General features: G+C 72.9%; 15 protein-coding genes. 7 read left to right on the top strand and 8 right to left on the bottom strand.

What is annotated here, in order from left to right; all coding sequences use genetic code 11:
* The first annotated feature begins 55 nt into the window (after nt 1-55).
* From ABNF97_RS08005 to ABNF97_RS07990, 4 genes are read left to right on the top strand one after another with little or no spacing between them, the layout of a single operon-like run.
* Entirely contained in the window at nt 56-688 is a 633-nt protein-coding gene (locus ABNF97_RS08005; protein ID WP_130462216.1) for a DUF4126 family protein, read from the top strand.
* Between the two features lie 45 nt (nt 689-733).
* Entirely contained in the window at nt 734-1,714 is a 981-nt protein-coding gene (locus tag ABNF97_RS08000; RefSeq protein ID WP_349338109.1) for a polysaccharide deacetylase family protein, read from the top strand.
* Between the two features lie 50 nt (nt 1,715-1,764).
* The gene (locus ABNF97_RS07995; RefSeq protein WP_130462215.1) at nt 1,765-2,613 is read left to right on the top strand and encodes an ATP-binding cassette domain-containing protein; all 849 of its coding nucleotides are present in this window, start codon (nt 1,765-1,767) and stop codon (nt 2,611-2,613) included.
* The gene (locus ABNF97_RS07990; protein WP_349338108.1) at nt 2,610-3,467 is read left to right on the top strand and encodes an ABC transporter permease; all 858 of its coding nucleotides are present in this window, start codon (nt 2,610-2,612) and stop codon (nt 3,465-3,467) included. The genes ABNF97_RS07995 and ABNF97_RS07990 overlap by 4 nt, the downstream gene beginning before the upstream one ends.
* Nucleotides 3,468-4,246: 779 nt before the next feature.
* Here ABNF97_RS07990 and ABNF97_RS07985 read toward each other — a convergent pair.
* From ABNF97_RS07985 to ABNF97_RS07965, 5 genes are all read right to left on the bottom strand, one after another.
* Nucleotides 4,247-5,416: an RNA polymerase sigma factor gene (locus tag ABNF97_RS07985; protein ID WP_349338107.1), complete on the bottom strand. Its 1,170-nt coding sequence runs from the start codon at nt 5,414-5,416 to the stop codon at nt 4,247-4,249.
* A gap of 50 nt (nt 5,417-5,466) precedes the next feature.
* Nucleotides 5,467-5,817 carry a YciI family protein gene (locus ABNF97_RS07980; protein WP_130462211.1) on the bottom strand — a complete coding sequence of 117 codons (351 nt, stop codon included), beginning with the start codon at nt 5,815-5,817 and terminating at the stop codon, nt 5,467-5,469.
* Entirely contained in the window at nt 5,817-6,581 is a 765-nt protein-coding gene (locus ABNF97_RS07975) for an SRPBCC family protein (RefSeq protein ID WP_349338106.1), read from the bottom strand. The genes ABNF97_RS07980 and ABNF97_RS07975 overlap by 1 nt, the downstream gene beginning before the upstream one ends.
* Before the next feature lie 124 nt (nt 6,582-6,705).
* Nucleotides 6,706-7,554, bottom strand: a complete 849-nt coding sequence (locus ABNF97_RS07970; RefSeq protein ID WP_349338105.1) for a 3-hydroxyacyl-CoA dehydrogenase family protein — start codon at nt 7,552-7,554, stop codon at nt 6,706-6,708.
* A gap of 123 nt (nt 7,555-7,677) precedes the next feature.
* Nucleotides 7,678-8,238 carry an NAD(P)H-dependent oxidoreductase gene (locus tag ABNF97_RS07965; protein WP_130462209.1) on the bottom strand — a complete coding sequence of 187 codons (561 nt, stop codon included), beginning with the start codon at nt 8,236-8,238 and terminating at the stop codon, nt 7,678-7,680.
* Nucleotides 8,239-8,341: 103 nt separating this feature from the next.
* On the opposite strand from ABNF97_RS07965, the gene ABNF97_RS07960 reads away from it, so the two are divergent.
* Entirely contained in the window at nt 8,342-8,836 is a 495-nt protein-coding gene (locus tag ABNF97_RS07960) for a MarR family transcriptional regulator (protein WP_130462208.1), read from the top strand.
* A gap of 53 nt (nt 8,837-8,889) precedes the next feature.
* On the opposite strand, the gene murA is transcribed toward ABNF97_RS07960, so the two are convergent.
* Nucleotides 8,890-10,338 (bottom strand): UDP-N-acetylglucosamine 1-carboxyvinyltransferase, encoded by a 1,449-nt coding sequence (murA, locus tag ABNF97_RS07955; protein WP_130462207.1) that lies wholly within the window; start codon nt 10,336-10,338, stop codon nt 8,890-8,892.
* Between murA and ABNF97_RS07950 the strand changes: the two genes are divergently transcribed.
* Together ABNF97_RS07950 and ABNF97_RS07945 are read left to right on the top strand one after the other, a co-directional pair.
* Nucleotides 10,337-10,909 (top strand): cob(I)yrinic acid a,c-diamide adenosyltransferase, encoded by a 573-nt coding sequence (locus ABNF97_RS07950; RefSeq protein WP_130462206.1) that lies wholly within the window; start codon nt 10,337-10,339, stop codon nt 10,907-10,909. The two genes, murA and ABNF97_RS07950, sit on opposite strands and share 2 nt — an antisense overlap.
* A 31-nt stretch (nt 10,910-10,940) precedes the next feature.
* Nucleotides 10,941-11,363: a VOC family protein gene (locus tag ABNF97_RS07945; protein ID WP_349338241.1), complete on the top strand. Its 423-nt coding sequence runs from the start codon at nt 10,941-10,943 to the stop codon at nt 11,361-11,363.
* A gap of 21 nt (nt 11,364-11,384) precedes the next feature.
* On the opposite strand, the gene ABNF97_RS07940 is transcribed toward ABNF97_RS07945, so the two are convergent.
* On the bottom strand, nt 11,385-12,113 hold the full coding sequence (locus tag ABNF97_RS07940) for a response regulator (protein WP_130462205.1): 729 nt from the start codon (nt 12,111-12,113) through the stop codon (nt 11,385-11,387).
* On the bottom strand, nt 12,110-13,342 hold the full coding sequence (locus tag ABNF97_RS07935; RefSeq protein WP_349338104.1) for a sensor histidine kinase: 1,233 nt from the start codon (nt 13,340-13,342) through the stop codon (nt 12,110-12,112). The genes ABNF97_RS07940 and ABNF97_RS07935 overlap by 4 nt, the downstream gene beginning before the upstream one ends.
* Between the last annotated feature and the right edge of the window lie 123 nt (nt 13,343-13,465).

Here is a 13,465-nt window from a genome sequence, read left to right as displayed (position 1 = left end):
GGGTCGGTACCGGCTGGGCGCGCCGTCCTGGCGCGTCGATGCCATCCTGGTACCCGTGCTGGAAGCCCTCACCGGAACCGGCCTGGCGGCATCGGCCGGTCTCAACGCGTACATTCCGCTGCTCACCATGGGGCTGCTCGCCCGGTACACCGACGTGGTGAACCTGCCCGGCGGCTGGCAATGGATCTCCAACGGCTGGGTACTGGCCATCCTGGTGGTGTTGCTCACCGTGGAGGTGGTCGCCGACAAGGTGCCGGTGGTCGACCACGTCAACGACGTGGTGCAGACCGTCATCCGGCCGACCGCCGGTGGGCTCGCCTTCGGGGCGGGTTCCGGGGCGGAGACCGTCACGGTCAGCGACCCGGGTCAGTTCTTCGGCTCCAGTCAGTGGGTGCCGGTGGTGATCGGGGTGCTGATCGCGCTCGGCGTACACGGGGTCAAGGCCGCGGCCCGGCCGGTGATCAACGCCGGTACGGCCGGCTTCGGCGCCCCGGTGGCGAGCACCGCCGAGGACGCGACCAGCGTGTTCTTCTCGCTGTCGGCGATCCTACTGCCGGTGCTGGTCCTGCTCTTCCTGCTGTTCGTGCCCCTCGTCGTGCTCTGGGTGGTCCGGCGGCGCCGGCGCCGCCGGGCGGAGCGGCGAGCGGCCCGAGCCGCTGCCCGGGAGGGGTCCCTGACAAAGTACTGACGCCCGGGGCCACGCGGGCACGTCGCGGCTGGCATCCTCGGCCAGGTGCTCGCGAAGATCTTTCGGGTGTCCCTGGTCGCCGTCACCGCCGCCGCGCTGGTCGGCGCACTCGTCCTCGTGCTGACCGTGGTCCGCAACGGCACCACGTCGGTCCGCGAGGACACGGCGGCGGTCGGCAACGGCACGGCTCCGGCGACACGGCCGCGGACCGATCCGGGTCCGGCCACCACTGCGGCGACCGGCGGCACACCCGGCGGCCAGCGGCCGGGCACCGTGCCGAGCACCCCGACCCGTTCCGGCGACATCTCCCGGCCGATGGGCACGGACCGGCCCGGCACCACCCGGCCGGGCACCCGGCCCCCGGTGGTGGCGCACGGGCCACGTACCGGCAACCTGGTGGCGTTGACCTTCGACGCCGACATGACCGACGCGATGCTCGGCAACCTGCGCGCCGGCCGGGCCCGGTCGTACGCCAACCTGCGCGTCGTCGACCTGCTGGAGCGGGAACGGGTCCCGGCGACGTTCTTCCTGACCGGCAAGTGGGTCGAGCGCTATCCGGAGCTGACCCGGCGGCTCGCCGGCAACCCGCGGTTCGAGCTGGCCAACCACACGTACGGGCACCTGGCCTTCACCCGGGACTGCTACGGGTTGCCCCGGCTGCCGGCCGCCCGGATGACCGAGGACGTGGACCGGACCTTCCGGCTGATCGAGCCGTACGGTGGCCGGCAGACCCGGTACTTCCGGTTTCCGGGGCTCTGCCACGACCCCGCCGCGCTGGCCGCGCTCGCCCCGCTCGGCCTGACCGTGGTCGACGGGGACGTGGTCAGCGGGGATCCGTTCGCCACCGCCTGGCGGCCGATCGTGCGCGCGGTGCTGTCGAAGGTCCGGCCCGGCTCGATCGTCGTGCTGCACGTCACCGAGGAGAACGCGGCGATGACCGACGAGGCGCTGCCGCACATCCTGGCCGGCCTGCGGGACCGGGGGCTGCGCCCGGCGCCACTGTCGGAGGTGCTGGCCGACGGGTGAGCCGCCGACCCGGTCGCCGGAACGAACGGTCCGTCACGCATAGTTGACGCATGGCAGAGCAGCTCGCGATCTCCGTACGGGGGTTGCGCAAGGCGTACGGCGGGACGGTCGCCGTCGACGGCGTCGACCTGGCGGTGGCCCGGGGCGAGGTCTTCGCCCTGCTCGGCCCGAACGGTGCGGGCAAGACCACGACGGTGGAGATCCTGGAGGGCTACCGGCGCCGGGACGCGGGCGAGGTCAGCGTGCTCGGCGTCGATCCGGACGCGGCGGACGGGCGGTGGCGGTCCCGGGTCGGCATCGTGCTCCAGGGCACCGGCGAGTTCGACGACCTCACGGTGGCCGAAGTGGTGCGGCACTTCGCCGGCTTCTATCCGGATCCGGACGATCCAGACAAGGTGATCGAGCGGGTCGGGCTGGCCGGCAAGGCGAGGTCCCGCACCCACACTCTCTCCGGTGGACAGAAGCGCCGGTTGGACGTGGCGCTCGGCATCATCGGCCGGCCCGAACTGCTCTTCCTGGACGAGCCGACCACCGGTTTCGACCCGGAGGCCCGCCGCGGGTTCTGGGAGCTGATCCGGGACCTGGCCGCCGCCGGCACCACCATCGTGCTGACCACGCACTACCTGGACGAGGCCGAGGCGCTCGCCGACCGGGTCGCGGTGATCAGCGGTGGACGGCTGGTCGAGGTGGCCGCCCCGGCCCGGCTCGGCAACCGGGCGGAGGCGCTGGCCACGGTCTCCTGGCGTACCCCCGAGGGTGTGCTGCAGCGCGTCGAGAGCGCGACGCCGACGGCGCTGGTCACGGAGCTGGCCGCGCGGTTCGGTGGTGAGGTGCCGGGGCTGACCGTGACCCGGCCCACCCTGGAGGACGTCTACCTGGAGATGATCGGGCACCGATGAGCACCTCGACCACCGCACCGCAGACCGCCGGCAGGCCGGCGACGTCCGCACCGGCCCGGCGGGTCGGGCCCGTCGCGCTCGGCCTGCGACAGGGCCGGCTGGAGGTACGTCAGTTCCTGCGCAGCCGCGAGTCCGTGGTCTTCACCATGCTCTTCCCGGTGGTGATGATCCTGATCTTCGCCTCGATCTTCACCGGCGAGATCGGCGGCGGGGTCCGGTTCACGCAGTACTTTGTGACCGGCATGATCGCCACCGGCCTGATGACGGTCGGCTTCCAGAGCCTGGCCATCCAGATCCCGATCGAGCGGGACCGGGGCGTGCTGAAGCGGCTGCGCGGCACCCCGATGCCGAAGTGGGTGTACTTCGTCGGCAAGATCATAATGGTCGCGGTGATCGGCGTCGCCGAGACCGTACTGCTGCTCACCGTCGCCGTGCTGCTCTTCGACCTCACCCTGCCGCAGACCGCCGGGAGCTGGTTCGACCTGTTCTGGATCTCCGTCCTCGGCATCACCGCCTGCACCCTCTGCGGCATCGCCTTCTCCTCGCTGCCCCGCACCGGGCGGGGCGCCTCCGCCACGGTCACCCCGGTGGCCCTGGTACTCCAGTTCATCTCCGGGGTCTTCTTCGTCTTCACCGAGCTGCCGAGCTGGATGCAGCAGGTCGCGGCGATCCTCCCGCTGAAGTGGATGTGCCAGGGGCTGCGCTCGGTCTTCCTGCCCGAGTCGTTCGGCGCCCAGGAGCCGGCCGGCTCCTTCGAACTCGGCCGGGTCGCCCTGGTCCTCGCCCTCTGGTGCGTGGTCGGCCTGGTGCTCTGCCTGACCACCTTCCGCTGGACCGCCCGCCGCGACGGCTGACCCCGGGGCCGGTCGGCCGACACCGGCAATCTTCGTGAGGCCGGTACCTGGCCGGCGTGTAGGTCGGCTCCGGCCGACGCGGGAAGCGTCGACTCCCCGGCGACCGTGGTCACCCTGGCCCCGGCCACGCCGTCCCAGCGGGCCGTCCACTCGGCGAGCAGCCCGGCGAACGCCTCGTCGTCGAGGCCGTAGGTGACGACGGTGAGCGAGCTCGGCGCCGGCTCGGTGCTTGCCAGCGGCGCCTGACCCGCGACCACCAGCAGGTGCCCGGACGGCGACACGGTCATCCGCTGGTAACGGCTCTCGTGCCACGGCCGCCCCGCGCCGCCGGCGGCGTCGGCGATCGCCAGCGCTTCGGCAGCGGTAGCCGTACCGGTCAGGTAGATGGTCCGGCGACGGCCCTGCGGCCGGCACTCCAGCAGGAAGCGGAGTTGTTCGAGGAAGGTCCGCCAGCCCTCCTCCATGCCGTCGTAGACCTCGGCCCAGTCCGTCCCGTCGAGCGACCCCGGCAGTACGGCCCGGACGGCGGTCCGGCGCTCCTCCGCCACCAGCTCCAGGTACGAGCCGTCGGGGAAGAGCATCCGCTCCGGCCCATGGCGTTCGGCATGGTCGAAGAAGATGTACTGGATCTCGCCGTCCAGGTCACCTCCGTGGTCCCAACCGATCCGCAGCCGGCACGGGACCGCGCTGTCGGTACGGGTAACAGCCCGGCTCGGCCCACACCGGACGGACAGCCTCACCGGCCACGGCGGTCACCTTCGCCGCCTGCGTCTGTCGGATCACCGCAGCTCACGCAGCCGATCGGCCAGGAACTCCCGCTCGGCGGCGTTGTCGGCCAGCGCCAGTGCCGCCCGGTACGCCTCGGCCGCCTCGGCGTGCCGGTCGAGTCGGCGCAGCAGGTCCGCCCTGGTGGCCGGCAGATAGCGGTACCCGGCCAGCCGCCCGTCCCGCTCGATCGCCTCGACCTCGACCAGCGCCGCCGCCGGGCCGTCCACCATCGAGACCGCCACCGCGCGGTTCAACGCGACGACCGGGGACGGCCAGATCCGCAGCAGCTCGTCGTAGAGGGTGCGGATCTGCGGCCAGTCCGTCTCCGGATAGCTCGGTGCCTGGGCGTGCAGCGCGGCGATCGCCGCCTGCAGGGTGAACCGGCCGGGCGGACCGGCCCGGAGCGCGGTCACCACCAGGCGATCCGCCTCGGCGATCAGCTCCCGGTGCCAGGCGGTCCGGTCCTGCTCCTCGATCCGCAGCAGCCGGCCGGCCGGGTCGGTCCGGGTGGCCCGGCGGGCCTGGTGCACCAGCAGCAGGGCCAGCAGCCCCGCGACCTCCCGGTCGGCCGGCAGCAGCAGCCGGAGCATCCGGGCCAGGTCGACCGCCCGGCCGGTGAGTTCGTCCCGAACCAGCTCCGCGCCGGCCCGCGCGGTGTGCCCGGTGCTGAAGAGCAGGTGGAGCACGGTGAGCACCGCGTCGACCCGGCCGGGCAGCTCGGCGGCGGCCGGAACCGCGTACGGGATGCGGGCGACCGCGATCTTCTTCTTCGCCCGGGTCAGCCGGGCGGCCATGGTCGCTTCGCTGACCAGGAACGCGTGCGCGATGTCCGGGGTGGGCAGCCCGCAGACCAGCCGCAGGGTGAGCGCGATCCGCGCCTCCAGCGCGAGTGCCGGGTGACAGCAGGTGAAGATCAGCCGGAGCCGGTCGTCGGGGATGGTCTGCGGCTCTGCCACCTCGGCCACCTCCGGTTCGAGCAGCAACGGCAGTTTGGCGTCGAGCGTCCGGCGCCGGCGCAGCGCGTTCAGCGCGCCCCGCCGGGCCGTCGTGGTCAACCAGGCGGCGGGCCGGTCGGGTACGCCGTCGCGCGGCCAGGTCCGCAGTGCCTGGACGTACGCGTCCTGCACCATCTCCTCGGCGAGGTCGAGATCCCGGGTCACCCGCACCGTCGCGGCGAGCACCCAGGCCCACTCGCGACGGTGCGCCTCGGCGACGGCTTCCGCTACCGCGCTCAGGTCACACCCGGGATGTCGAAGCCGACCAGCGGTCGGACCTCCACCCCACCGGCGACGACCGGGGTCAGTCGCGCCATCGCCAGGGCGTGGTCCAGGTCGCGCGCCTCGATCACGAACACCCCGGCCAGCACCTCCTTGGTCTCGATGAACGGGCCGTCGGTCAGCAGGTCGGCCCGGATCGCGGTAGCCGTGGTGCTGGGCTCCAGCGCCAGCCCGGCGACGATCCGGCCGCCCAGCTCGGCGATCCGATCGGGCAACTCCTCGTGCGCCCGCATCACCTCCGGCGGGATGTCGGCGACCCCGCCCGGGGTCTCGCGCTCGTAGATGAGGACCGCGTACTGGGGCATCAGGCCACCGCCCCGGTCGGCACCGCCGGGCTGGACGGGGCCGGCGTGGACAGGGCGGCGGTCAGCCACCCCTGCCAGGCAGCCGACTCCGCCGCCTCGTCCACGCCGTCGGCGAACAGGTGGTGGGCCACCCCGACCGGCCACCCCCAGGCGTCCCGGCCGTAGAACCGATAGAGCGCGTCGGCGCCGCGTACCCCGAGGAAGACCGGGGTGGCGTAGTCGACCACCCCCTCGACCGGTGGCAGTCCGGCCGGGGTCAGGGTCACCCGGTCGCCGGCCGAGACCTCCGATGGCAGGCCCAGCGCCCGGCGTACGGTGGCGAAGCCGTCCCGCCCGGAAGGCTCCGGACCGTCCGCCGAGACGTACGCCGCGTCCCGGCCGGCGAAGTGCCGCAGGTACTCGCCGAGCGAGTGGTAGTAGAACGCGGTGTGCTGCCGGCAGGCGTCGAGGTTCCGCGCGTAGTCCTCGGCGAAGACCCCACGGTGGACGAACCGCAGGTGGCAGCCGACGAGGCCCGGCTCGATCCGGTAGTCGAGTTCGTTGACCTCGTCGTCGGTCCCGGCCCGGGTGCCGAACCGGCGGTGTGGCTCCCAGGCCGTCACGGTGCCGCCGGAATCGCTCAGCCCTCGCTCGGTGCCGCCGAGCCGTGGCTCGTACTCGATCTTCCACAGCCACCCGGCGGTGCGCGCGGTGATCGCGTCCCACGCCTGCGACGGGCTCGCGGCGAGCCCGCCCTCCCAGCGGACCTCGAACTTCCTGGTCATTCCGACCCTCCGTAGCTGTCGGTACGTCGAGCCTCGCGGCTCCCTCCATCTCACCGACAACCGGGGTACGGCGGAATCGACAGCGGCCCGAAATCTCCCGGGATTTTTCCGGGCCGCCGCCCGGTCAGTAGGAGTAGAAGCCCTTCCCGGTCTTCCGTCCCAGGTCACCGGCGGTGACCATCCGCTGCAACAGCTCCGGCGGGAAGAACTTCTCGTCGGCGGTGTCGGCGTAGATGTTCCGCGTGGCGTGCAGCAGCACGTCGGCGCCGGTCAGGTCGGTGGTGGCCAACGGCCCCATCGCGTGCCCGAAGCCGAGCTTGCAGGCGGTGTCCAGGTCCTCCGGCGAGATCACCCCGGACTCGACGAGCTTGACCGCCTCCATCACCAGGGCCGTGATGAGTCGGGTGGTGACGAAGCCGGCGATGTCCCGGTTGACCACCACGCAGGTCTTGCCGATCTCCTCGGCGAACGCCCGGGCGCTGGCCAGCGCCTCGTCGCTGGTCTTGTAGCCCCGAACCAGCTCGCAGAGCTTCATCATCGGCACCGGGGAGAAGAAGTGGGTTCCGACGACCGACTCCGGCCGGTCGGTGGCCGCGGCGATCTGGGTGACCGGGATCGCCGAGGTGTTGGTGGCGAGGACCGCGCCGGGCGCGCAGATCCGGTCGAGCGCCCGGAACACCTCCTGCTTGACCTCCAGCCGCTCGAAGACCGCCTCGACCACGATGTCGGCGTCGGCCGCCGCCTCCAGCTCGGTGGTCGGGGTGATCCGGTCCAGGGTCGCCTCGACCTCGTCGGCCCCGATGGTCCCCTTGGCCGCGAACTTCTCCAGCGACGTACGGATGCCGGAGAGCCCCCGACGGGTGGCGGCGTCGTCGAGATCGCGCAGGGTCACCTGCCACCCCGCACGCGCCGCGACCTGGGCGATGCCCGAACCCATCAGACCGGCCCCGATGACCGCGAGTCGACCCGCCATGTGCGTACTCCTTCGGCTGGATTGTGTCCTCGCAGAGCACCCTAACGGGCGGCCGGGCCGCCGCTACCCGCCGGTAACCGATTCCGGCCGGCGGCACGTCTCCGCCGGGGGTCAGCCGGCGGGTCAGCCGGCGCGCAGCGGCGCGAGCGCGGTGCTCCAGGCGACGGTCTGGTCCAGTACGACGCCGAGGGCGTTCGCCTGCTGCGGGCCGGGCTTGAAGGCGCTGAAGTTCTCGAAGTCGGTGTGCAGCGAGAGCGCCACCTGGGCCCGTACGTCGGCCATCATCAGTTCACCGGCGACCAGGCGCAGGTGCTCGACGGCGCGGGCGCCGCCGACGGAGCCGTAGCTGACGAACCCGACCGCCTTGTTGTTCCACTCGGCGAAGAGGAAGTCGATCGCGTTCTTCAGCGCCCCGGAGGTGGAGTGGTTGTACTCCGGGGTCACGATGACGAAACCGTCGAACGAGGCGATCTTGGCAGCCCACTCCAGGGTGTGCGGGTTGGCGTACTGGCCCATGCTCGCCGGGAGCGCCTCGTCCAGGTGCGGCAGCTTGTAGTCGAGCAGGTCCACCAGCTCGTACTCGGCGTCGCCGCGCTGGCTGGCGATGTCGTACACCCAGCGGGCCACGGCCTCGCCGTTGCGGCCGGGCCGGGTGCTGCCGAGGATGATGCCGATTCTGGTCATTGCTGTCGTTCCCCTCTGAAACCGCGCAAGCACCTGCTTACCGCGTCAGGCAGATCTCCTGCTAGTTGCTTTGTCAAGCAACTGTAGTGCTAGTGTTTCCTCCATGACAGCCGGGTTGCCCCCGTTGAACAACGCGGAGGAGGCCGTCGTCCGGGCGCTGGGCCGGGCGATCATCGTCGTGCCGCGGGCCCTGGACGCCGACCTGACCCGCGAGCAACGGCTGTCGATCAACGAGTACGCCGCACTGATGCACCTCTCCGAGGCGCCCGACCGCCGGATGCGGATGAACGAACTCGCCACCGCCTGCGACCTCTCGCTCAGCGGGATGACCCGGATCGTCACCCGACTGGAGCAGCAGGGCTTCGTCCAGCGGATCCGTTGCGCCGAGGACGCCCGAGGCTGGAACGCGGTGCTCACCGGCGCCGGACTGGCCCGGCTCGAAGCGGCCTATCCGACCCACCTGGCCAGCGTCCGGCGGCACATCGTCGACCACCTCGACGGGCTGGACCTCGCGCGGCTGGCGGACGCGCTGCGCCGGCTCGCGACGACCGGACCCGGTGCGGAAGAGCCGACCCGGAAGCCCGGGCCCAACCCCTGACCGGGCCGGCCGCCGCCCGGGCCCGCCCGCTGACCGGGCCGGCCGCCGCCCGGTCACAACGTGAACGCCGGCTCTTCGGGAGCGGTCGCCCGTTCCACCTCGACCCCCAGGCTCCGCAGGTCGGCGATGAAGTCCGGATAACCCCGGTCGACGTGGTGCACGTGGGAGACCTCGGTCACCCCGTCGGCGCAGAGCCCGGCGATCACCAGGCCCGCGCCGGCCCGGATGTCGGTGGCCCGCACCGGGGCGCTGGAGAGCCGCTCCCGGCCCCGGACCACCGCGTGGTGCCCGTCGGTCTTGATGTCGGCACCCAGCCGGGCCATCTCGTTCACGAACATGAACCGGCCGTCGAAGATGTTCTCGGTGACCAGCGAGGCCCCCTCGCTCACCGAGGCCAGCCCGATCGCCATCGGCAGCAGGTCGGTGGCGAAGCCCGGAAACGGCAGGGTCACCACGTCCACCGCCGTCGGGCGCCGGTCCAACCGCACCCGGAACGCGTCGGACCGGGTCTCCACCAGGCACCCCGCCGAGACCAGCTTGTCGAGCGCGATCTCCAGGAAGTCCGGGCTGACGCCGGTCACCGTGACGTCGCCCCGGGTCATCGCCGCCGCGTACGCCCAGGTGCCGGCGACGATCCGGTCGCCGACCGTGGCATGCCGGACCGGCCGCAGTTCGGCGACACCCTCGATGCGCAGCATGGAGGTGCCGGCGCCGTCGATCTTGGCACCCATCTGGCTGAGCATGGTGCAGATGTCCACGATCTCCGGTTCCCGGGCGGCGTTGTCGATCTCAGTGACGCCCCTGGCCAGTACCGCCGCCATCACCAGGTTCTCGGTGGCGCCCACGCTGGGGAAGTCCAGCCAGATCGTCGCGCCGTGCAGCCCCCGGGGCGCCGAGGCGATGACGAAGCCGTGCTCACCGGAGATCTCCGCGCCCATCCGGGCCAGCCCGGCCACGTGCATGTCCAGTCCGCGCGAGCCGATGGCGTCACCGCCCGGGTGCGCCACCCGGACGTACCCGCGCCGGGCCAGCAGCGGGCCGAGCACGCAGATCGAGGCGCGGAGCCGGCGTACCAGGTCGTAGTCCGCCTCGGTGCCCGGATCCGTCGGCACGTCGATCGTCACCGAACACGACCGGGGCGGCCCGCCGTCCCGGTCCGCCGTGCCCTCCCCCTCGTCGTCGCCGAAGGTGACCGCACAGCCGAGCCGGCGCAGCACCTCGGCCATGATCGCGATATCGGTGATCCGGGGTACGTTCGTGATCACACTCCGCCCCGGGGCGAGCAGCGCCGCCGCCATCAGCTTCAACGCGGAGTTCTTCGCACCCACGACGTGCACCTGGCCCTCCAGCCGGGTGCCGCCGCTGACCCTGATCACGTCCACGTCGCAAATCGTAGTGTCGTCGGCGCCACCCGGCCCGGCGCCGTCCGGCCAGCCCTGCACCGCCGCCGGCTCCGGCCGGGCCGGCGTGGCCGCCGTCGACGCCCGTACGCTGTTCGTCATGGCCGTCCACCTCACCCGCATCTACACCAGGACCGGCGACGCCGGCACGACCAGGCTGAGCAACAACGAAGAGGTCGCCAAGACCGACCCGCGGATCCGCGCGTACGCCGACGTGGACGAGTGCAACGCGGCGATCGGCGTGGCGCTCGCCCTCGGCCAGCTCGACGAGGACCTCCGCGCCGTGCTCGGCACGGTCCAGAACGACCTCTTCGACGTCGGCGCCGACCTCGCCAACCCGGTCGAGCCGGAGCCGGCGTACCCGCCGCTGCGGGTCACCGAGGAGTACGTACAGCGCCTTGAGGACTGGTGCGACCGGTACAACGCCCGACTGGCCAAACTCGACTCCTTCGTCCTGCCCGGTGGCACCCCGGGGGCGGCCCTGCTGCACGTGGCACGCACGATCGCCCGGCGGGCCGAGCGCTCGGCATGGGCCCTGGTCAGCACAGAACCAGATCGAACCAGCCCTCTCCCGGCAAAGTATCTCAACCGTCTCTCGGATCTGCTGTTCATCCTGGCGAGAACCGCAAATCCGGCCGGAGATGTGCTATGGGTGCCGGGTGGCCAGCGCTGACCCGACCGGGCCCGGCGACGCCGCCGACAGACTGACCCCCGACCGGCCCCCCGTCCCGCCTGGCGGCCTGCACCACGTCGAGATCTGGGTGCCGGACCTCGACCGGGCCACCACCGGTTGGGGTTGGCTGCTCGGCGAGCTGGGCTGGGTGCCGTACCAGAGCTGGCCGGCCGGCCGCTCCTGGCGGCACGGCCCGACCTACCTGGTGCTGGAGGAGTCCCCTGCGCTGTCGTCCCGGCGCCACGACCGGCTCGCGCCGGGCCTCAACCACCTGGCCTTTCACGCCGGCCCGCCCGCCGCCGTGGACCGGCTGGTCGCGCAGGCCCCCGGGTACGGCTGGTCGCTGCTCTTCGCCGACCGCCACCCGTACGCCGGCGGGCCGGAGAACTACGCCGGCTACCTGGCCGACAGGTCCGGGTTCGAGGTGGAACTCTGCGCCACGCCCGCGCGGTGACGCGCCCGGTGACCGGCCCGCTCAGTCCCCGGCTCCGGCGGCTGCCCGGCCCGGCCCGGCCAGGCCGATCGGCCGGAAGTCGTCGTCGACCAGCCCGAGCCGGTGCGCGACCACGGCGGCCTGGACCCGGTTGCGCAGCCCGAGCTTCTCCATCGCCGCCGAGACGTGCGTCTTGACGGTGGTGACGCCCAGGTGCATTCGGGAGGCGATCTCGGCGTTGGACAGGCCCGCGCCGACCAGGGCCAGCACCTCCCGTTCCCGGCCGCTGAGCAGCCGGTGCCTCGACGGCCGTAGGCTGTCCGCGCCGCGTTCGAGGTCCTCGGTGTGCGCCTGCAACGCCCGGTGCACGATCCGGGCCAACACGGCCGGCGCGAGCAGCGGCTCCCCCCGGGCGGCCCGGCCGACCGCGTCCACCAGGTCCTCCGGGGCGCCGTCCTTGACCAGGTAACCGATCGCCCCGGCGCCGAGCGCCCCGTAGATGTTCGCGTCGTCGGCGAAGGTGGTCAGCACCAGCACCCGGGTCGCCGGATGCTGGTCGAGGATCCGGCGGGTGGCCTCGATGCCGTCCAGCCGGGGCATCCGCAGGTCCATCAGCACCACGTCGGGGCGGAGCCGCCCGGCCAGCCGGACCGCCTCCCGTCCGTCGCCGGCCTCGCCGACGATGTCGAAGCCGCCGGCGGTACGCAGCAGCAGGGTCACGCCGGCCCGGACCAGGGCCTGATCGTCGACGACGAGGACTCGTACGGTCACCGGGGCCGCCCGGTCGGCTCCGCGTCGGCCGCCCTGGTCGGCGTGCTCGCGCAGATCGCCGGCGTCTTCTCCCGGATCGGCAGGTGCGCGGCGAGCCGCCAGCCACCGCTGCCGGTGGGTCCGGCGAGCAGGGTGCCGCCGAGCAGCCGGACCCGTTCCCGCATCCCGGCCAGCCCGTGCCCGGAGGGCGGCAGCAGCGCGGGTCGCGGCTGCTCCGGGCCGGTGTCGAGCACCTCGACCAGCAGGCCGCTGCCGTTCGGCCGGATGTCCACCGAGGCGGTCGCCCCCGGTCCGGCGTGCTTGAGCGTGTTCGTCAGCCCCTCCTGCACCACCCGGGCGGCGGTGGTGCGCACCACCAGCGGTGCCCCGCCGACGTCGCTGGCGAGGTTCATCCGGACCGCGACCCCGGCCGCCCGGACCCGCTGCTCCGCATCCATGATCAACTGCTCGGGCTCGATCGGCGGCCCGCCCGCCACGATCGCGTCCGGGTCACGCAGCACCTCCAGCAGCGCCCGCAGCTCGTCGAGCACCTGGCCGGCGGTGACCCGCAGCTCCCCGAGGGCCTGCACGGCGTCGTCCACCCGGCCGGTACGCCGGGCCGCGTACTGTGCCGCACCGGCCTGCAACGCGATCGCTCCCACGTGGTGCGCGACGATGTCGTGCAGGTCCCGGGCGATCGCCGCCCGCTCGGCCAGCCGGGCCGCCCGGGTCTGCATCTCCTGCTGTGCCTCCACCTCCCGGGCGCGCTCCTCGGCCGACTGGGCCACCCGGCGCACCCGGCCGAGGTAGCGGGCCAGGGCGACCGGGGCGACGGAGATCCCGAGGAAGCCGGCCAGCTGGACGAACCCCTGCTGCCCGGGAAGCAGCCCTTCGCCGTCCGGGCCGAGCAGGTGGACCAGCGACGCCAGGTACGACAGCCCCAGCGCCACCGCGGTGGCCGGCCGGTTCGCGGTGTAGGCGATGATCCCGAGCGCGGTCAGCGCGGCGAACTGGGCGACGTTGCCGCCGAGCGGGGCGGTCCAGTTGGCCAGGCCGAGCAGCAGGCACTCGACCAGCAGCACCGGCCAGGGCCACCGGCGGACCGCCACCAGGGTCAGCCCGGCGGCCACCGTCACCAGCAGCGGCAGCGGCTCACTCGGCACCACGGGCCAGCCCAGGGTGGCCAGCCCGAGGGCAGCTCCGACCAGGGCCATCAGCACGTCTGGCCACCATCTCCGCCGCGCTCGCACGCCGGCAACGATACGGAGCCGGATCTTTGGCTGCGACTCCTGCCACCGGTCACGGCGCATCCTCCGAATGGCCGGTACACCGACCGGCCGGATGACATCGACGACTGATCATTTCGCCTAGCT

The sequence above is a fragment of the Plantactinospora sp. B6F1 genome, from assembly GCF_040120695.1.
In the GTDB taxonomy this organism is placed as follows: Bacteria; Actinomycetota; Actinomycetes; order Mycobacteriales; family Micromonosporaceae; genus Plantactinospora.
Note: the sequence above shows the minus strand (reverse complement) of the source record. Positions and strands in the feature narration are given on the sequence as shown.